Below are 21111 nucleotides of genomic sequence, written 5' to 3' on the forward strand. Positions count from 1 at the left end.
GAGCAAAGGTACAAAAACAGAAAAGAAAATTATGGCAATTATAATAACAGATGAGTGTATAAATTGTGGGGCTTGTGAGCCTGAATGTCCTAATACTGCAATTTATGAAGGTGCAGATGATTGGAAATATGCAGATGGTACAGACTTAAGTGGAAATATTGTATTACCAAATGGAAAATCGGCAAACGCAGATGAAGACCAAGAACCTGTTTCTGATGAAATTTATTATATAGTTGCAGATAAATGTACTGAGTGTAAAGGATTTCATGAAGAACCACAGTGTGCTGCAGTTTGTCCTGTAGATTGTTGTGTGCCTGATGAAGATAATGTTGAAACAGAAGAAGTTTTGCTTGAAAAACAGGCATTTATGCATAATTCATAAAAACTTTAGAATAAGATAATAAGAAAAGCCTCTATTAATTTAGAGGCTTTTTTTTAGTTATATTTTTTAAGATATTCAGTAATTAACTGTCGATTTTTCCAACTAGTCTTGTCGTAATCTGCTTTAGAGAGGTAATTGTATTTTATGTTAGATTGGCCCTTTGCAACTTTTTCAACAGCCGTTTTTGGTATTTCACTAACATTTGTCAAGTAAACTTCTCTTATTTCTTGAGTATCAAGTTCTATTTTTATATCGAACTTTACCTTGCTTTTTTTACTCGAATTTTCTTTAAATTTTATAGGTCTATGAACATAAGCATAGGCAATCTTAGTTTCGTTATAATAAGAATTGAACACTTTATTTTCTTTATTTTTTTCATAATACAGCGTAATCTTATTTACATCTTCAGAGACTTTTATGCCTAAGAGCCATTTTAAGTTTATGTTCTGCCCTTTTTTGCCTTCTGCAAATTGATATTCTATTTTAGAGATGGTAAAATCTATAGGATTAATAAACATTTGACCTTTGTATTTTGCTTTCGATTTTCTAGGTGAAAAATTTAAAACATACATCATTTCTGAGCCTAAAAATGCATTGCTAGTTAAAGAATGTTTATAATATCTGTTATTGAGAAAATTTTGCTGTTTTTTGAAATAGAAGAATCTGCCTTTATATTTTGCGCTTGTGAATGCATTAGTAGCAGTAAAAGCATTAAAAGTATTAATTAAGTGAAGAGAATCTGCATCTTGAACTACTTCATTTATAGATAGGGAATCTTCAATTTTAAATAATCCAGAACTTATTTTATAGGTTTTATGTTTATTCAAATTTTTAAGGATGATATGCTGTAAATCCTTTTGTGCTTGTTTAATAGTAATTTGTTTGTTGTTTTTCATCGATTTAAACCCTTGAACAGTATCGATTTTATCAACATTGTAAAATTTCTTTATCTTATCTGAATACACTTTTTTGGTTTTAAATTTCCCATAAAATTCATTTGAAAAAACAGGGTCGCTATTTTGAAGATTATTGGCATATGCTGCCAATTCTTTCTCTGCTATTTTCTTGTTTTTTCTATTTAATAAAGCACTTTTATCTAAGTCTAATTCTAATTTTTTAAAATTGATGATACTATTTTCTCTAACATAAAAATCACTTATAGTTGGTCCAGAAATATAATTCTTCTTCATGCTCCTTAGTGTTTTGGTTACTATAGAGTCTACAGTGATTTTTTTAAGATTTAATTGAATTTCAGAGAGTTCATTTACTTTTTCTTCTAAGTAAATCGTATAATTTTTTGAAGTAAATTTTTGTTTGCTTATAACAACTGTTTTGTAATTAAGGTTTGTAAAAGTAATTGTATTTACATTAGAAATGTCTAATTTAAAAACGCCTAATTCATTTGTGGTAGTGCCGTTTTTTAAGTTTGTAATTATAGCAACATTGTTAATGGGTTTGCTAGAGTTTTTGCTAAGAACTTTTCCAGTAATAAACTGGGCATGAATACTCCAATTGGCAATAAAAATCAATAAAATGGTTTGTAATGTTTTTCTCATGGTTTAGTTGAATTTTTGAGAAAAATAAATCAATTTTAGTTTTGCAAATAAAAGTAAGTTTAAGTTTAACAAAGTATTATATTTGCATTCTTAAAATTTAAGAATACTTAACTTAATTTAAGTTAAATACCGTTCTTTAAACTGTAAATTTTATTTATGAAAGCTGGAATTGTAGGATTACCAAACGTAGGAAAATCGACATTATTTAACTGTTTATCTAATGCAAAAGCGCAAAGTGCAAACTTTCCTTTTTGTACTATAGAACCAAACTTAGGAGTGGTAAATGTGCCAGATACTAGAATTGAGAAGTTAGAAGAATTGGTAAACCCAGAAAAGGTGGTGCCAGCTACTGTAGAAATTGTAGATATTGCAGGTTTAGTAAAAGGTGCAAGTAAGGGTGAAGGTTTAGGAAATCAATTCTTAGCAAATATTAGAGAAACAGATGCTATTTTACATGTTTTGCGTTGTTTTGATAATGACAATATTATTCACGTTGATAACTCAATAGATCCTGTTAGAGATAAAGAAACTATTGATATTGAACTACAATTAAAAGATTTAGAAACGGTTCAAAAACGTTTAGAGCGTGTAAAAAGAACTGCAAAAACAGGTAACAAAGAAGCACAGGCTGAATTGGTTGTTTTGCAGAAAATAGAAGACACTTTATTACAAGGTAAATCTGTAAGAGCTTTAGATTTTAACGAAAAAGAAATAGAGTTTGTACAATCTTTACAATTTATTACAGCTAAGCCTGTTTTATATGTTTGTAATGTTGACGAAAACTCAGCAGTTTCTGGTAATGAATATGTAGATAAAGTAAGAGAAGCTGTGAAAGAAGAAGATGCAGAAGTTATTGTGCTGGCTGTTGGTACTGAAGCAGATATTACTGAATTAGACGACTATGAAGAACGTCAAATGTTTTTAGCTGATATTGGTTTAGAAGAAGCAGGAGTATCACGTTTAATACGTTCTGCCTACAAATTATTAAACTTACAAACTTACTTTACTGCAGGTGTAAAAGAAGTTAGGGCCTGGACAATTCCTATTGGTTCAACTGCTCCTCAAGCTGCAGGAGTTATTCATACAGATTTCGAAAAAGGATTCATTAGAGCAGAAACTATTGCTTATGAAGATTACGTTGCTTATGGTTCTGAAGCCAAAGTAAAAGAAGCTGGTAAAATGAGAGTAGAAGGTAAGGATTATATAGTTAAAGACGGAGATGTTATGCATTTTAGATTTAATGTATAATTGCTTAACTATCTAAAAAAACCATTTAACTATTAAATTATACCATTCACATAATAAGTAAAAGACAACATTCTTTAATTGTTTAGTTTTGAAGTGTTAAAACGTACAATTATGATGTTTCTTTTATTTAAAGTTATTCTGTTAAATACTTTCGTTTTTGGGTTGTTGAAATATGCAATGTCAACTCTAGTATTCTTTTTAATTTTTGCAGGAGCAAATACGCTTTTAGAAAAAGCTAAAGAAAATAGAGAACTTAAGAACGAATTACTAATAAATAAACATTAAAGATTTTCGAAATAGAATGCTTGTGGAAACACAAGTAGTGTTTGATAGCACTACCCCTACTTATTATTAAGTATCAAAACCTCAATGATCCCTAGTTATTGAGGTTTTGTCATTCTTATATTTTAGTAAGTTTTTACTTTTTGTAAAAAGGAAGTTTAACAACAGTAGCAGGAATTGCTTTCTTACGAATTTGAATTAAAATTTGTGAACCTACTTTTGAAGATGCTGTTGGTACATATCCTAAACCAATACCTTTACTCAAATTTGGACTCATAGTTCCAGAAGTAACATTACCAATCTTAGCACCTTCATCATCTACAATATCATAACCTTGTCTTGGTATACCTCTTTCATTTAGTATAAAAGCAACCAATTTTCTTGATGGTTTTTCTTCTTTTTGTTTTGCTAAAGCTTCAGAGTTTACAAAATCTTTAGTAAACTTTGTAATCCAACCTAAACCAGCCTCTATAGGAGAAGTGGTATCATCTATATCATTTCCATATAAACAATATCCCATCTCTAAACGTAAAGTATCTCTAGCAGCTAAACCAATTGGTTTAATTCCAAATTCAGCTCCAGCTAAAAATACACGATTCCAAATTTGTTCTACTTCTGAGTTTTTACAATAAATTTCAAATCCACCTGAACCTGTGTAGCCAGTTGCAGAAATTATTACATGTTCTATACCAGCAAAATCACCTACTTTAAATTTGTAGAAAGGTATATCAGCCAAATCTAAAGAAGAAAGCGATTGCATTGCTTCTACAGCTTTAGGCCCTTGAATGGCTAACAAAGAATAATCATCAGATAAATCTCTTAAATCAGCACCAAATTCTTCATTGTACTTAGAAATCCAATTCCAATCCTTCTCAATATTAGAAGCATTAACAACTAATAAATATTGATCTTCTTTAATTCTATAACAAATTAAATCATCTACAATTCCGTTTTCTGTGTTTGGGAAACAACTGTATTGTGCATCACCAATTTCTAATTTAGAAGCATCATTAGAAGTAACCTTTTGTATTAAGGCTAAAGCATTCTCTCCAGACACTAAAAATTCACCCATATGACTTACGTCAAAAACTCCCACAGATTCTCTTACAGTTAAGTGTTCTGCAGTTACGCCTTCGTATTGAACTGGCATGTTAAAGCCAGCAAAAGGCACCATTTTTGCTCCCAATTTCTCATGAACTTGATGTAAAGCAATATTTTTCATTTGTAGATTTCTTTAATTTTTGGCTAAATTATTGAAAAATCAGCAATAACCAAGCACTAAATTTGTGTTAATATTTGTACTTAAAAAAGAATTAATCTTACATTTGAGACTGTAACCAATAAATATTATTTAATGAAGGTTTTTAAAATATTCATCATACTATGTGTCGCTTTTTCATTAGACGCATTTTCTCAAGCTCCAGCAGATTTTTTGTCTAAAGATTTCCATAAAAATCGAAGAGAAGTTCTACGTTCTAAAATGCCTAAAAACTCAGTGGCTGTTGTGTTTGCAAATCCTTTAAGAAACAGAGCCAATGATGTAGATTATGTGTTTCATCAAGATCCTAATTTTTACTATTTAACAGGTTATAGAGAACCAAATGGAGTATTGGTCTTGTTTTCCGAAAATCAAACAGATGCTGAAGGTAATACTTATAACGAAATATTATATGTACAAAAGCGAGATGCCAGAGCAGAACAATGGAATGGAAAACGTTTAGGAATTGAAGGCGCTAAAAATGAATTAGGCTTTGATATGGCTTTTAATGCATCAGAATTTTTAAACTCAGATATCAACTTTAAAGGGTTTGATAAAGTTTACATAGAAAAATTTAATGATGATTATAGAAATTTAAGTGGCGCAGATATTTTTGATTTAGTTAAATCATTTAAAATCAAGGCTGAGTACAATCCTGATGCTTATTTATCTAGAATGAAAGAATATGTGTACAGTAATATTGCACAAGCTCCTGTAGAGAGTAGTGCTAACGTTATCAATATTATAGATCGCTTGGCAACAAGATCTGAAGATATTAAGAATGATGAATTATTAAAGGCTTACAAATCTGCAGAAACTGATGCAGTAAGAAAAGAAGTACAACAAAAAATTTCTTTGGCTTTAAAACCAAGTACGAATATTGATTTAAATTTTTTACCAGGAACTCTAGCTACAATGCGTGAAGTTAAGACTCAAGAAGAAGTTAAGTTATTAACAAAAGCTATTAGAATATCAGCAGTTGGTCAAATAGAGGTTATGAAAGCTATGAAACCACACATGTCTGAAACTGAGTTACAAGGTATTCATGAATTTGTGTATAAAAAATATGGTGCTGAGTATGAAGGATATCCGTCTATTGTAGGTGCAGGTAATAATGGTTGTATTTTACATTATATAGAAAATAATAAAACCAAGGTTGGTAACGATTTAGTTTTGATGGATCTTGGTGCAGAGTATAGAGGTTTTACAGCAGATGTAACACGTACAATTCCTGCTAATGGAAAGTTTACTGAAGAACAAAAACAAATTTATGATTTGGTTTACGAAGCGCAAGAAGCAGGTATTGCCTTGTATACTATTGGTGCAAAAATGAGTGCACCAAATCAAGCAGCCAGAAAAATTGTAAATGAGGGCTTATTTAAACTAGGTATTATTAAATCGGTAGATGAAAGACACAACTATTTTCCTCATGGAACTTCGCATCACATAGGTTTAGATGTGCATGATCCAGGAAACTACAATACGTTCGAAGAAAATATGATTGTTACTATGGAGCCTGGAATTTACATTCCTGATGGTAGTCCTTGTGATAAAAAATGGTGGGGAATTGGTATACGTATAGAAGATGATATTTTAGTAACCAAAAACGGGCCAGTTAATTTGTCTGGAGAAGCACCAAGAACTACAGAAGCTATAGAAGCAATGATGGCTAAAAAGTCTGTTTTAGATGAATTTATACTACCCAATTTAGATGAGTAAAGAGCAACCAAATAATCCATTGCATGGTATAAAATTGGCTACAATTCTAGAAGAATTGTATTTAGAATATGGTTGGGAAGAATTGGGTTATGCTTTAAATATTAATGCATTTAAGAACAATCCTACTTATAAATCTTCTTTAAAATTTTTAAGAACCACACCTTGGGCCAGAGAAAAAGTAGAAAAGTTTTATCTAAAAAATATGATTGATTAATTTTTAGAAGCTATTTCCAGCTTTCACTACTCGCTTTTTTAAGCTGAATAAGTTCAGCTTAAAAAGAGCTCAAACAAACCGTTCAATCTGGGCTAAACGTATTTACAAACATTTAGCATTAATCTTTAGCTAGATATAATTTTTAAAACTAATTCTTTCGTCAATGGTTTACCATTGGCGATTTTTTTTATGTTTTCGAAGGTAAACACAAAATCACAACCAGATTTGTAGTTAGAACAGCCATAAGCAGATTTACCTTTTAAAACAGTTCCTTCCTTACATTTTGGGCATGAAATTGCATCTTTATTTGCAGTTGTTTGAGTAGTAGCTACAGGTTTTATCTTAGGTTCAAGTTTTAGGTTAAAACTATCATCAAAACGAATTAAGCCTTCAACTTTTTCATCATTTAAAACAAAACCTTTAAGATTGGTTGTACAACCTTTATTTATAAGCCTTATAATTTGGTTTTCAGACACTTTTTTATCATAAATAACAAACGGAATTTTAAAATCGCAATTGTTTTTGTATTCGGAACAACCATAAGCAGAAGACCCTTTCAATAGCTTACCTTGTTTACATTTTGGGCAGGTTTTGCCTATAACTTGCTTTTTTGGTTTGCTTTTAGTCTTGGCTGCAGGTAAAGTAGCTTTTTGAGTTTCTGAAGAAATTCTTTTTTTAACTTTATTAGAACGCACTTCATAGACCAATTCATCAACCATTTTTTTCATATTGTTAATGAATGTTCCTGCATTAAACTCACCACGTTCAATTTCTTTTAAACGTTTTTCCCATCTACCAGTTAATTCAGCAGATTTTAATAGTTCATTATCGATAATGTTAATTAGATCAATACCAGTTTGTGTTGGTAAAACTAATTTCTTTTTACGTTCTATGTATTTTCTTCTAAATAGAGTTTCTATAATACTGGCTCTTGTAGATGGTCTACCAATTCCATTTTCTTTCATCAGCTCACGCATTTCATCATCATCTACCTGTTTGCCTGCAGTTTCCATGGCTCTTAGTAAACTTGCCTCTGTAAAATTTCTTGGTGGTTTTGTTTCTTTTTCTAAAAAAGAAGGCTCATGTTTACCCTTTTCACCTTTAAGAAATGAAGGTAAAGTAGCAGCTGCATTCAATTCTTTTTTGATCGAAGATTCTTTGGTTTCAAAAACAACTCGCCAACCTTTATTAATAATTTCTTTACCAGTAGTTTTAAAAGGCACTTCTGCAGCTTTGCCCATTACTGAAGTATTAGATACATCAGAATCTGGATAAAAAACAGCTATAAACCTTTTGGTAATAATATCATAAACTTGTTGCTGATTGTATTGCAAATTGCCTTGAATTCCTGTTGGAATAATAGCATGATGATCGGTTACCTTTTTGTCGTCAAAAACACGTTTGGTTTTCTTTATTTTCTTACCTAAAAGAGGTTGAGTCAGCTCGCTATAATTGGATAATTTTGATAAAATTCCGTGAATTTTTGGGTATAAATCATTAGGTAAAAAAGTAGTATCCACTCTTGGGTATGTTACTACTTTCATTTCGTATAACTTCTGCACAATTTTTAGAGTTTCATCTGCAGAAAAACCAAATTTATTATTACAATATACTTGTAAACCTGTTAAGTCGAAAAGTTTAGGAGCGTACTCTTTTCCTTTCTTTTTAGTAACCGAAACAATTTCAAAATCAGATTGAGCAACTTTGTCTGCCAATACTTGACCATCTTCCTTTTTTAGAAAACGACCATCTTCATAATTAAAAAGCGTATTTCTATAAGTAGTTTGCAGCTCCCAATAAGGTTGTGGTTTAAAATTCTGAATTTCATGATACCTATTCACTAACATTGCTAGGGTAGGAGTTTGCACTCTACCTACAGATAGCACTTGTTTGTAACCTCCAAATTTTACAGTGTACAAACGTGTAGCATTTAAACCTAAAAGCCAATCACCTATAGCTCTAGAATACCCTGCATAATACAAATTATCATATTTGTCTGCAGATTCTAAGTTATTAAAACCATCTTTTATAGCTTCCTCAGTTAAGGATGAAATCCATAAACGTTGCACTTTACCTTTGTAATTACATTGATTGATAACCCATCTTTGTATGAGTTCTCCTTCAGTTCCTGCATCACCACAATTGATAACAACATCTGCTTTTTCAAATAAAGATTTAACAATGTTAAACTGTTTTTTTATTCCAGAATCACCTGTAACTTTCGTGTCAAAACGTTCAGGTAACATGGGTAAGTTGTTCAAATCCCAACTTTTCCAATGTGGTTTATAATCTTTAGGTTCTAAAAGCGTACATAAATGACCAAAGGTGTAAGTTACAGCATAACCATTACCTTCATAAAAACCATCACATTTTGTTTTGGCTCCTAGAATATTAGCAATCTCTCTTGCTACACTTGGTTTTTCGGCTATACAGACTTTCAATATTTATAAATTAAAGAGTCGAAATTAATAAAATTAAAGGTATTATTAAGTAAAAAATGATTCCTAATTGTTTTGCTTTTATTGCATCTTCCAACTTTTTATCAAAACCATATTTTTTAAAACGTTCTATTTCAGAATCATTCATATCTTTCATTGGGAATAAGTCTGAGCCAAAACCAAAAGGAAACAAGAAGAATGGTATTTTCTCCACAAATGTCAAAGGTTCTAATTTTCTTTTATTTCTATTTCTTTTTTCTAAATCCATTATTTAACCAAAGCCAATTGAATTCTTTTGCGATGAACATCTACCTCTAAAACCTTCACTACTATTTGTTGTCGTAAAGCCACAATTGTATTCACATCTTTTACATAACTATCAGATAAATTGGAAACGTGAATTAAACCGCTTTCTTTAATGCCTATATCTACAAAGCATCCAAAGTTGGTAATATTATTTACAATACCTGGTAAGAGTTGACCAATTCTTAAATCAGCAATGGTTTTGATATTTTTGTCAAAAGAAAATACCTTGGTTTTTGCTCTTGGATCTAAACCTGGTTTTTCTAATTCGTTGACAATATCTTTGAGTGTAAGTAAACCAATACTTTCAGTAATATACTTTTCTAGTTTAATTTGCTGAATCAATTCTTTATTACCAATAATTTCTTCTACTTTTTTATTCATATCCTTGGCCATTTTATCGACTAAAAAATAACTTTCAGGATGCACAGCAGAATTGTCTAAAGGATTTTTACCATGTTTGATTCTTAAGAAACCAGCAGCTTGTTCAAAGGCTTTACCACCTAATCTTGGTACTTTTTTAATATCATTTCTGGAAATAAAAGCACCATTTTCATTTCGATATTTTATAATATTTTCAGCCAATCTGGGCCCTATTCCAGAAACGTAACTTAATAAAGATTCACTTGCAGTATTAATATTTACACCAACTGTGTTCACACAACTTTCAACTGTATTATCTAACGATTTTTTAAGTTTAGTCTGATCTACATCATGCTGATATTGGCCAACTCCAATCGATTTTGCATCAATTTTAACCAATTCAGCCAAAGGATCTTGTAAACGTCTACCAATAGAAACAGAACCACGAACTGTAACATCGTAATTAGGGAATTCTTCTCTCGCGATTTTGGAAGCAGAATAAATTGAAGCACCAGCTTCACTAATTACAAAAATATCTACAGGATTTTTAAACTGTATCTTTTTTATAAACTGCTCAGTTTCTCTAGAAGCAGTTCCATTACCAATTGCAATGGCTTCAATTTTATGAGCTTCAACCAAAAAACTAATTTTCTTGATGGCTTCTAGTTTTTTATTTTGAGGTTCATGAGGAAAAATAGTCTCATTATGTTCTAAATCACCTTGCGAATTTAAACAGACCACTTTGCAACCCGATCTAAAACCTGGATCTATTGCTAAAACTCTTTTTTCTCCTAAAGGAGCGCCTAAAAGCAATTGCTTTAAGTTTTTAGCAAAAACTAAAATGGCACTTTCATCTGCTTTTTCTTTGGCATTTGATAAAGCTTCGTTAGCTAAAGAAGGGAACAATAATCTTTTGTATGCATCTTTAATTGCCAACTCAATTTGTGCTGCACACTCATTTTGGGAACGAATAATTCTATTTTCAATTCTTTGCAATAATCTTTCTGAATCTACTTCTATTTTAATTCTGATAAAACCCTCGTTTTCAGCTCTTAAAATAGCCAATAATCTGTGAGATGGAATTCGGTTTAAAGATTCGCTCCAGTCAAAATAATCTTTAAATTTTTGTGCTTTTTCATCTTCTTTTTTAGCTTTAATCACTTTAGATGAAATCGTTGCAAAACGTTCTAATTCTCTTCTTATATTGTTTCGAATATCTGTTCTTTCATTAATCCACTCTGCAATAATAAAACGTGCACCTTCTAAAGCATCATCTATAGAATTAACATCATTTTTAATGTATTTTGATGCTGTATAGTCTAAATCATTAACACGTTGACTCATTATGATCTTGGCCAAAGGTTCTAGGCCTTGTAAACGTGCAGTTTCTGCTTTGGTTTTTCGCTTTTTCTTATAAGGTAAGTACACATCTTCTAAGGCAATTAAATCTTTAGATGTATTAACTTTTTCAGTAAGTTCTATAGTTAAAATATTCTGTTCTTCTAAGGCTTTTAAAATGGCTTTTTTACGTTTTTCTAATGCTTCAAACTCTTCTTTATACTTTACAATTTCTCCTATGTGCACTTCATCTAAGTTGCCTGTCATTTCTTTTCGGTATCTTGAGATAAAAGGAATTGTAGCATCTTCATTCAACAATGAAATAGTGTTTTCTACAGATTTTGAATTTAGTTGTGTTTGTTGAATTATATATTGATGTAGTTGCATTTGCTACTTAAGTTTATTGAAAAAAAAATCCTCATAAAACCGAATTTATGAGGATGTAAATATATTTTTAAAATTGATAGTTTTTAAGAAATAACCTTCTCAAAAGCCAAACGTTTGGCATTGTAGCTTGTGTAAATAATGCCACAATATTTATAGCCTAACTTTTTAATTAAAGATTGCATTCCAATATTATTTTCATGGGTATCAATCTTTAAACTTTTTATGTTTTGATTTTTTAGCTGTTGATGAAATTCATCAAATAAAAAGGTAGCTAAACCTAACTTTCTATACTCTTTTTTAATGGCCATTCTATGAACTACTCCATAAACTTCGTCTTCCGAAATTAACCAGTTACCTTCAAGTATTTGTTTGTAAGTAGGTTCTTTTCTTAGTGTAAACATAGAAGTTGCCATAATTGTGTTATCATCATTCACAACCACAAAACTTTCACCTTTTTTAATATCGTTTTCTACTTGTTCAGCATTAGGATATCCATTTTGCCACTGGTCAATATTTTGAGAAGCCAAATAGGTTTTAGCATCATTGATGATAACCATAATTTGTGCAACATCATTCAAGGTAGAAGGTCTAATTTTCATTTGTAAATGAATTTAAATCATTTTAAAATCTAGCAATAATTCTCCATTTACAGAACATTGTAAATGATCACCTTTAAAAATTTCTCCTTTTCCTAAAGCAGGTGTTCCTGTAAAAATTAAGTCTCCTGGTTGTAAAGTCATGTATTCAGAAATAAAAGAAATAATATCAGCAAAATTGTTAATCATGTATGCTGTATTGCTCTTTTGTTTTTCTTCCCCATTAATTTTTAAGTCAAAATCAATGTTAGCTAAATCATAATCAGTAATTGGTTTAAAACTAGAAATTGGTGCTGCTCCATCAAAACCTTTTGCAAACTCCCAGGGATGTTTTGTTTCTCTTGCATTGGTTAAGATATCTTTTGCTGTGTAGTCGATACCAATTGCAATTTCTGAAATGTAAGAATTGGCTTCTTCTTTGGTAATGTTCTTGCCTTCTTTACCAATTTTTACAACCAATTCAACTTCGTAAATTAGTTCATTGGTTATACTACTTGGGTAAGGGACATCACAATTCACAGCTAAGCTAGATTCTGGTTTTGAGAAAATAAATTTTTTACCTTTCTTTTTTTCTGGAATGTCTTTTAAGTCTGTAACGTAATTGCTTCCTATACCTAGAATTTTCATGATTTGGTTGATTTTATTGAGAGTAAATGTAAAAAAATATCCACTAAAATTTTTGATTTCTTAGTGGATTTGTAGTGATTAATAGTTATTGTTAGGCTGTTACTTCAGCTTTTTGAACTTCTTTTTTTGTTGGAAGTTCTACATTTTCTTGATTGTTTAAAATATCTTGAATGGTTTGTCTTTTTCGAATAAGGTAATCTTTACCATCTACAAGCATTACTTCTGCAGGCAAATAACGAGAATTGTAGTTAGAAGCCATAGAAAAGCAGTATGCACCAGCATTATGAAAACATAGTACATCTTCTTCAGATATTTCTGCAATTCTTCTATTAGAAGCAAAGGTGTCTGTTTCACAAATATAACCTACAACTGAGTAGTAACGATCTCTTCCTTCAGGATTTGAGATGTTTGTAATATGATGATAAGAATCATACATCATAGGTCTTACAAGATGATTAAAGCCAGAATCTACATGAGCAAAAACTGTAGATGTAGTTTGTTTAACCACATTTACTTTAGCTAAGAAGACTCCTGCTTCTGACACTAAAAATTTACCAGGTTCAAACATTAGTGTAATGTCTTTGCCATAATCTGAACAGAATTCGTTAAATCTTTCTGATAATTGAATACCTAATTGTTCAATGTCTGTAGAAATGTCTCCCTCTTTGTAAGGAACTTTAAATCCGCTTCCAAAATCGATAAAGTCGATATTCTTGAATTGACGAGCAACATCAAACAAAATGTCTGAAGCACGTAAAAAAGTATCAATATCTAGAATATCAGATCCTGTATGCATATGAATTCCGTTAATATTCATACCTGTATTCTCAACAACACGTTTTATGTGTGGAACTTGATGAATTGAAATTCCGAATTTAGAATCTATATGTCCAACAGAAATTTTAGAATTTCCTCCAGCCATAATGTGTGGATTTATACGAACACAAACTGGAATTTCTGGATGCTTTTGTCCAAAAATTTCAAGAATAGATAGGTTGTCAATATTTATTTGTACACCTAATTTTGCAACTTGTTCAATTTCCTGAAGAGAAACACCATTTGGAGTATAAATAATATTTTTAGGATTGATTCCAGTAGTTAAACCCAACTGCACTTCTTGATAAGAAACTGTATCTAAACCAGCACCTAAATTTTTAAAGAACTTTAAAATATTTACGTTAGATAAAGCTTTAACAGCGTAATTTAATTTTAAATTTTTAACGTTACTAAATGCGTTGGTTAATCTATTGTATTGAGAAGCAATTTTGTCTGTATCGTAAACATACAAAGGGCTTCCGTATTTATTTGCTAATTCTATAAGTTGAGTGTTTTCCACAATTCATCATTTTAATTCGGCTCAAAAGTAATTAAATTCAGACACCAAGCCCTATTTGTTTAAAAATACAACATATTGTTTTTTTTTGTGATTTTTAATGTTTTGATTGATGAAAATTTCGCTTCAATTATATAATTTTATTTGCTCATATTTAGCTCAAAAAATCGTTGAAATCCTGTTAATAACTAATTAATTTAGGTATTTTATTTTTAGGATGTTAATCCTATATTGCAAGTACTTCAATCCTAATAATAGTAAGCGATTACATGAGTAAAGAAACAAAATATACAGAAGATAATATTAGATCATTAGACTGGAAAGAGCATATTAGAATGCGTCCAGGAATGTATATTGGAAAATTGGGTGATGGTTCTTCTGCAGATGATGGTATTTATATTCTTGTAAAAGAAGTTTTAGACAACTCTATTGATGAGTATGTGATGGGTGCAGGTAAAACCATCGAAATTTCTATACATGGCAGTAAAGTTACTGTTCGTGATTATGGACGTGGAATTCCATTAGGTAAGGTAGTAGATGTAGTTTCTAAAATGAATACTGGTGGTAAGTACGATTCTAAAGCCTTTAAAAAATCTGTGGGTTTAAACGGAGTTGGTACTAAAGCTGTAAATGCACTATCATCTTATTTTAGAGTAGAGTCTTCTCGTGAAGGAAAATCAGCTTCAGCAGAATTTAGTCAAGGTAATTTAGAGAATGAAGAATTTTTAGAGGAAACTTCTCGTAGAAAAGGTACTAAGGTTTCCTTTATTCCAGATGAAACTATATTCAAAAACTACAAATTTAGAAATGAGTATGTAGCTAAAATGCTTAAAAATTATGTGTACCTAAATCCAGGTTTAACCATAATTTTTAATGGCGAAAAGTTTTTTTCTAAAAATGGTTTAAAAGATTTATTAGAGGATAATAATAATACAGATGATATGCTGTATCCTATCATCCATCTAAAAGGAGATGATATAGAAATTGCTGTAACTCATAGTAAAACACAGTATTCAGAAGAATACTATTCGTTTGTAAATGGCCAACATACAACTCAGGGTGGTACACATCAATCTGCTTTTAGAGAAGCTATTGTAAAAACTGTACGTGAATTTTATGGTAAAAGTTTTGAAGCTTCAGATATACGTAAATCTATAATTGCTGCAATTGCCATTAAAGTGATGGAGCCAGTTTTTGAAAGTCAGACTAAAACAAAATTGGGTTCTACAGAAATGGGAGGTGAGTTGCCAACAGTAAGAACTTATATCAATGATTTTGTTAAAACTAAGCTTGATAATTATTTACATAAAAATCCAGAAGTAGCAGACAAGCTTTTAAAGAAAATAGTTCAAGCAGAAAAGGAACGTAAGGAGTTATCAGGTATTCGAAAATTAGCTAGAGATAGAGCCAAAAAAGCAAGTTTACATAACAAAAAATTACGTGATTGTAGAATACATTTGGGCGATATCAAAAAAGAAAATTATTTAGAGACCACTTTGTTTATTACAGAGGGTGATTCTGCATCAGGTTCTATCACCAAATCCAGGAATGTAAATACGCAAGCTGTATTTAGCTTAAAAGGTAAACCATTAAATTCTTACGGTTTAAGTAAAAAAATCGTTTATGAAAATGAGGAGTTTAATCTTTTACAGGCAGCTTTGAATATAGAAGATGGTTTAGAAGATTTAAGATATAATAACATTGTAATTGCAACAGATGCAGATGTTGATGGTATGCATATTCGTTTGTTATTAATTACCTTTTTTCTTCAGTTTTTTCCTGAATTAATTAAAGAAGGGCATCTATATATTTTAGAAACGCCTCTGTTTAGAGTTCGTAATAAAAAACAAACTTTCTACTGTTATTCAGATGAGGAAAAAAGAGAAGCTATAGAAAAGTTAAAAGGAAAACCAGAAATAACTCGATTTAAAGGTTTGGGTGAAATATCACCTAACGAATTTGTACATTTTATTGGTGACGATATACGTTTAGATCCTGTTATGTTAGATAAAGAAATGTCTATAGAACAGATGTTACAATTTTATATGGGTAAAAATACACCAGACAGACAAAAATTTATCATCAATAATTTAAAGGTTGAATTAGATTACATAGAAGAGGAAGTTTAGAACATGAGCGAAGAAATTAACGAAAACGAACACGAAGAAGAGTTGACGAATCTAGATTCTAATACAGATTCGCCTCAAGAAGAAACCATTACCAAGGTTACAGGAATGTATAAAGAGTGGTTTTTAGATTACGCTTCTTATGTAATTTTAGAAAGAGCTGTACCTTCTTTAGAAGATGGTTTAAAACCCGTTCAACGTAGAATAATGCATTCTATGAAAGATCTGGATGATGGTAGATACAACAAAGTTGCAAATATTGTTGGGCACACTATGCAATATCATCCACATGGAGATGCCTCTATTGCAGATGCTATGGTTCAAATTGGTCAGAAAGAATTGCTGATTGATATGCAAGGAAACTGGGGTAATATTTTAACTGGAGATAGAGCTGCAGCATCAAGATATATAGAAGCACGTTTGTCTAAATTTGCTTTAGACGTAGTTTTCAATCCGAAAACAACTGAGTGGAAATTGTCTTATGATGGTCGTAGAAAAGAGCCTATAGACTTACCTGTAAAGTTTCCGTTATTACTAGCTCAGGGTGCAGAAGGAATTGCAGTAGGTTTATCAACAAAAATTTTACCTCATAATTTTAATGAGTTGATAGATGCTTCTATAAAATATTTAAAAGGCAGAAGCTTTAAACTTGTTCCTGATTTTTTAACAGGTGGTATTGCAGATTTTACCAATTATAATGATGGTAAAAGAGGAGGTAAGGTTAGAATTAGAGCTAAAATTTCTCAGCTTGATAAGAAAACCTTAGTAATTACTGAAATACCTTTTTCTACAACAACATCTTCTTTAATCGACAGTATTTTAAAAGCCAATGATAAAGGTAAAATTAAGATTAAAAAGATCGAAGATAATACTGCTGCAGAAGTGGAAATTTTGGTGCATTTACCACCAAACGTTTCTCCAGACAAATCTATAGATGCGTTATATGCTTTTACAAATTGTGAAACGTCAATATCACCTTTAGCTTGTACTATTAAAGATAATACTCCTGTTTTTACTGGTGTTTCAGATATGCTAAAACATTCTACAGATTTAACAGTAGAATTGTTAAAACGCGAGTTAGAAATTCAGTTAAATGAGCTAGAAGAACAATGGCACTTTTCATCTTTAGAACGAATTTTTATTGAAAATAGAATTTATAGAGATATAGAAGAAGAGGAAACTTGGGAAGGCGTAATTGAAGCAATTGACAAAGGATTAAAACCACACATAAAACATTTAAAACGTGCCATAACTGTTGATGATATTACACGTTTAACAGAAATTAGAATAAAGAAAATATCAAAGTTCGATATTGATAAGGCTAAGCAATTTATAGAAAGTTTAGAAGAAAAAATTGCGGGTGTAAAACATCATTTAGCAAATCTAATCGAATTTGCAATTGCCTATTTTAAAAGATTAAAAGACACTTATGGCAAAGGAAAAGAGCGTAAAACAGAAATACGAATCTTTGATGATATTGTAGCATCTAAAGTGGCTATGAACAATGCTAAATTATATGTAAACAGAGCAGAAGGTTTTATTGGTACTTCTTTAAAACGAGATGAATTTGTTACTGATTGTTCAGATATTGATGATATTATCGTCTTTAGAAAAGATGGTGTAATGTTGGTAACCAAAGTAGATGCTAAAACTTTTGTTGGTAAAGATATTATTCACATTGCTGTCTTCAAAAAGAAGGACAAACGTACTGTATATAATATGATGTACAGAGATGGAAAGGGTGGCCCAAGTTACATGAAACGTTTTAACGTGACTTCAGTTACTAGAGATAAGGAGTATAATTTGGCCAATGGAAGCAAAGGCTCTGTAGTACATTATTTTTCTGCAAATCCAAATGGAGAAGCAGAGGTTGTTACTATAAATCTAAGAGCTGTAGGTAGTGTAAAAAAATTAAAATGGGATATAGATTTTGCAGATTTAGCTGTGAAAGGTAGAGGTGTTCGTGGAAATACGATTACTAAATATGCCATTAAAAGTGTAGATTTTAAATCTGAAGGAGTATCTACATTAAAACCTAGAAAAATTTGGTTTGATGATGCTGTGCAACGTTTGAATGTAGACAATAGAGGAGAGCTTTTAGGTGAATTTAGAGCAGAAGATAAATTGCTTATTATTACTCAAAGTGGTAAAGCAAAAGCAGTTAAGCCAGATTTAGCAATGCATTTTGAAGATGATATGATTGTTTTAGAAAAATGGAAACCAGCTAAACCTATATCAGCAGTTTATTTTGATGGAGATAAAGAACGTTATTATGTGAAACGTTTTGTTATAGAAACGCCTGAAAAAGAAGAAGAGTTTATTTCAGATCATCCAAAAAGTCAATTAGAGATTGTAGCTACTGATCATAGACCAATTGCAGAAATACAATTTTCTAAAAGAAGTCTAGAAAATGAAAAACTTAACTTTGAGGAGTTTATAGCAGTAAAAGGAATTAAAGCTTTAGGAAACCAATTAACAACAGATAAGATTAAGAATATTAATTTGTTAGAATCTTTACCTTATGAAGAACCAGAAGAAGCTAAATCTGAGGAAATAGAGGTAGTTGATGAAGAGGTTTTAGAAGAAAAATTACCATTAGAAATTTCTGAATCTGATATTAAGAAACCAGTGGCTGATGAACTTTCTGCAGAAGAAAAAGCCAAGCTAGCCTTACAAAAATCTATAGCTAAGAAAAAAGCAGAACAAAAGAAACTAGATGATGAAAATCAAACAAAATTATTTTAAAGAATAAAGTTTAATCTATTTCATTTTTTCAAAAAACGTCAATTTATAATCTGGTAATTGTTCAGGATTTGTAATTTTAATAAGGTCTTTCAATACCAAATCTGGTCTTGTAGGTGCAATTTCGTAATAAATGATACCACCTGTGGCTCCTTTTTTAGTAGATGGTGTATAAATTTCATCATTCTTGAAAGCATTAAATTCCTTGTAAATTTCATTGTTTTTTAACATGTGCTCTTTTGATGAAAAATAACCAGGAGCAATCCAATAATTAGCTGTTGCTCCTTTGTCAAACACACTTTCAAAACTTAAGGATAAACTTCCTTTTCCTACCGTATTTTGCCATAGATAATTTAGGTTTGCATCCTTTAAAAATTGAGCAACAAAACTTTCACCAGCAGGTAAATTCCAAACATCTTTATTCATAATTGCGCCTGAGAGAATGGTTGGTTTATCTTTAAGGTTTTTTACCAAAGCTTTAGCCTCTAAATAATTCTGTTCTATACTTTTAAAGATACTATCTGCCTTTTTTTCTTTGTTATAAAGCACTCCAAAAAACTTGATCCACTCAGCTCTTCCTAAAGGAGTTTCCTCTAGCCAATCTCCATTATAAATAACAGGAATTCCGGATTTTTCAATTGTGGTTAGTGATTTATCTGCTGAGTTAACGCTATAACCAACAACTAACTGTGGCTGTAAATCCAATAAAATTTCGATATTTAAAGAAGATTCTTTACCAATTTCTACAATTTTACCATCATCAATTAATTGTCTTGTCTTTTTAGAAGAAACATATCTTGAGTAGGGGAACCCAACTATTGATGTTTGCTCATTTAAAAGCTCAACCATTGGTATATGAGTGGTTGAGGTCACCACCATTCTTTCTATAGGAACTTGAATAGAATTTGCGATTTTATTTTTTGGATTTGTATCCTTAGAGATAACAAACTCAAATGTTTTATTTGCATTCTGGAATGGAGCATTTACTAGTAGTTTCTTTACACCATTTTCTATCTTAACTTCAAAGCCTTTTGCATATTTTAGAGTTATTGCTGTTTTTGAAGTTGAGGTATTTTGTTTTACTTCCTTTTTACAAGCAATTAAACAACTAACCACCAATAAAACTTGTAGAATTTTTATTTTCATTAAGAATAAACTTGATTTTCTTGCTCTTGAACTCTGATAAACGTAGTCCTTTTTGTGAGCTCCTTTAATTTACTAGCACCTACATAAGTACAGGTAGATCTAATTCCTCCTAAAATATCAATAATTGTATTTTCTACATCTCCTTTAAACGGAACTTCAACGATTTTACCTTCAGAAGCTCTATAATTTGCGACTCCTCCTGAATATTTATTCATTGCAGTTTCTGAGCTCATTCCATAAAATGCTTTATATTTTTCGCCATTTTTTTCTATAGTATCACCACCACTTTCTGAATGACCAGCTAACATACCACCTAACATTACAAAGTCTGCACTTCCACCAAAAGCTTTAGATAAATCACCAGGAATTTTACACCCACCATCAGAAATAATATGTCCACCCATTCCATGAGCAGCATCTGCACATTCAATAATTGCAGATAGTTGAGGATAGCCTACCCCAGTTTTAACGCGAGTTGTACATACTGATCCTGGGCCAATACCAACTTTAATAATGTCTGCGCCAGCTAACAATAATTCTTCTACCATTTCGCCTGTTACTACATTTCCTGCAATAATTACTTTCTTAGGATGTTCTGAACGCATGTGTTTTACAAATTCTACAAAGTGTTCTGAATAACCATTAGCAACGTCAATACAGATAAAATTTATTTGAGGAAATTCTTCTAAGACTTGCTTTACCTTAATAGAGTCTTCTTTTCCTGTACCTGTGCTAATGGCAATATTATTTAATATTTCTTTCGGACTGTTTTTGGCAAATCTCCTCCAATCTTCAATGCTATAATGTTTGTGAATGGCTGTAAATAATTTGTGTTTTGCAAGTTCAGTTGCCATTTCAAAAGTACCAACAGTATCCATATTTGCAGCGATTATTGGTATACCTGTCCAAGTAATATCACTATGTAAAAATTTAAAATTTCTTTCTAGGCTCACTTGTGATCTAGATTTTAAAGTAGATCTTTTTGGCCTTATCATTACATCCTTAAAACCTAGTTTTAATTCGTTTTCTATTCTCATCTATCATTTTTAAAAT

At 30.8% G+C, this 21111-nt stretch carries 17 protein-coding genes; 7 read left to right on the forward strand and 10 right to left on the reverse strand.

From position 1 onward, the window contains the following. Positions 1-31: 31 nt before the first annotated feature. Positions 32-382, forward strand: coding sequence for a 4Fe-4S dicluster domain-containing protein (locus tag MED152_RS01510; RefSeq protein ID WP_015480079.1), 351 nt, complete (start codon positions 32-34; stop codon positions 380-382). A 53-nt stretch (positions 383-435) separates the two neighbouring features. Here the strand turns inward: MED152_RS01510 and MED152_RS01515 are convergent, their stop codons facing one another. Then, positions 436-1938, reverse strand: coding sequence for a carboxypeptidase-like regulatory domain-containing protein (locus tag MED152_RS01515; RefSeq protein ID WP_015480080.1), 1503 nt, complete (start codon positions 1936-1938; stop codon positions 436-438). Between the two features lie 156 nt (positions 1939-2094). Between MED152_RS01515 and ychF the strand changes: the two genes are divergently transcribed. After that, entirely contained in the window at positions 2095-3186 is a 1092-nt protein-coding gene (gene ychF, locus MED152_RS01520; protein ID WP_015480081.1) for a redox-regulated ATPase YchF, read from the forward strand. A gap of 111 nt (positions 3187-3297) precedes the next feature. Then, positions 3298-3471, forward strand: a complete 174-nt coding sequence (locus MED152_RS13710; protein WP_015480082.1) for a hypothetical protein — start codon at positions 3298-3300, stop codon at positions 3469-3471. Between the two features lie 133 nt (positions 3472-3604). Here MED152_RS13710 and gcvT read toward each other — a convergent pair whose 3' ends face one another. Further along, positions 3605-4690, reverse strand: coding sequence for a glycine cleavage system aminomethyltransferase GcvT (gcvT, locus tag MED152_RS01525; protein WP_015480083.1), 1086 nt, complete (start codon positions 4688-4690; stop codon positions 3605-3607). Positions 4691-4822: 132 nt separating this feature from the next. On the opposite strand from gcvT, the gene MED152_RS01530 reads away from it, so the two are divergent. Continuing rightward, a complete protein-coding gene (locus tag MED152_RS01530) occupies positions 4823-6445 on the forward strand; it encodes an aminopeptidase P N-terminal domain-containing protein (protein WP_015480084.1) in 1623 nt (540 codons plus the stop codon). Then, positions 6438-6659 carry a VF530 family DNA-binding protein gene (locus tag MED152_RS01535; RefSeq protein WP_015480085.1) on the forward strand — a complete coding sequence of 74 codons (222 nt, stop codon included), beginning with the start codon at positions 6438-6440 and terminating at the stop codon, positions 6657-6659. Before MED152_RS01530 ends, MED152_RS01535 begins: the two co-directional genes overlap by 8 nt. 125 nt (positions 6660-6784) lie before the next feature. On the opposite strand, the gene MED152_RS01540 is transcribed toward MED152_RS01535, so the two are convergent. The 6 genes from MED152_RS01540 to lysA form a co-directional block, all read right to left on the reverse strand. Next, the gene (locus MED152_RS01540; protein ID WP_015480086.1) at positions 6785-9100 is read right to left on the reverse strand and encodes a type IA DNA topoisomerase; all 2316 of its coding nucleotides are present in this window, start codon (positions 9098-9100) and stop codon (positions 6785-6787) included. Between the two features lie 10 nt (positions 9101-9110). Then, positions 9111-9365, reverse strand: a complete 255-nt coding sequence (locus tag MED152_RS01545) for a hypothetical protein (protein ID WP_015480087.1) — start codon at positions 9363-9365, stop codon at positions 9111-9113. Continuing rightward, on the reverse strand, positions 9365-11488 hold the full coding sequence (locus tag MED152_RS01550) for a Tex family protein (RefSeq protein WP_015480088.1): 2124 nt from the start codon (positions 11486-11488) through the stop codon (positions 9365-9367). The genes MED152_RS01545 and MED152_RS01550 overlap by 1 nt, the downstream gene beginning before the upstream one ends. Positions 11489-11571: 83 nt before the next feature. Continuing rightward, complete coding sequence (locus MED152_RS01555) at positions 11572-12087, reverse strand: GNAT family N-acetyltransferase (protein ID WP_015480089.1); 516 nt, start codon at positions 12085-12087, stop codon at positions 11572-11574. A gap of 12 nt (positions 12088-12099) precedes the next feature. Then, a complete protein-coding gene (locus tag MED152_RS01560) occupies positions 12100-12711 on the reverse strand; it encodes a fumarylacetoacetate hydrolase family protein (RefSeq protein ID WP_015480090.1) in 612 nt (203 codons plus the stop codon). A gap of 91 nt (positions 12712-12802) precedes the next feature. Next, positions 12803-14047, reverse strand: a complete 1245-nt coding sequence (gene lysA, locus MED152_RS01565) for a diaminopimelate decarboxylase (RefSeq protein ID WP_015480091.1) — start codon at positions 14045-14047, stop codon at positions 12803-12805. Positions 14048-14313: 266 nt separating this feature from the next. Here lysA and MED152_RS01570 point away from each other — a divergent pair, with 266 nt between their 5' ends. Then, on the forward strand, positions 14314-16173 hold the full coding sequence (locus MED152_RS01570) for a DNA topoisomerase IV subunit B (protein WP_015480092.1): 1860 nt from the start codon (positions 14314-14316) through the stop codon (positions 16171-16173). A gap of 3 nt (positions 16174-16176) precedes the next feature. Beyond that, positions 16177-18915: a DNA gyrase/topoisomerase IV subunit A gene (locus MED152_RS01575; protein ID WP_015480093.1), complete on the forward strand. Its 2739-nt coding sequence runs from the start codon at positions 16177-16179 to the stop codon at positions 18913-18915. A 15-nt stretch (positions 18916-18930) separates the two neighbouring features. Here MED152_RS01575 and MED152_RS01580 read toward each other — a convergent pair whose 3' ends face one another. After that, positions 18931-20058 (reverse strand): ABC transporter substrate-binding protein, encoded by a 1128-nt coding sequence (locus MED152_RS01580; protein WP_015480094.1) that lies wholly within the window; start codon positions 20056-20058, stop codon positions 18931-18933. Then, positions 20058-21095 carry a GMP reductase gene (gene guaC, locus MED152_RS01585; protein WP_015480095.1) on the reverse strand — a complete coding sequence of 346 codons (1038 nt, stop codon included), beginning with the start codon at positions 21093-21095 and terminating at the stop codon, positions 20058-20060. Before guaC ends, MED152_RS01580 begins: the two co-directional genes overlap by 1 nt. Between the last annotated feature and the right edge of the window lie 16 nt (positions 21096-21111).

Origin of the sequence: Polaribacter sp. MED152, assembly GCF_000152945.2 — a bacterium.
In the GTDB taxonomy this organism is placed as follows: Bacteria; Bacteroidota; Bacteroidia; order Flavobacteriales; family Flavobacteriaceae; genus Polaribacter.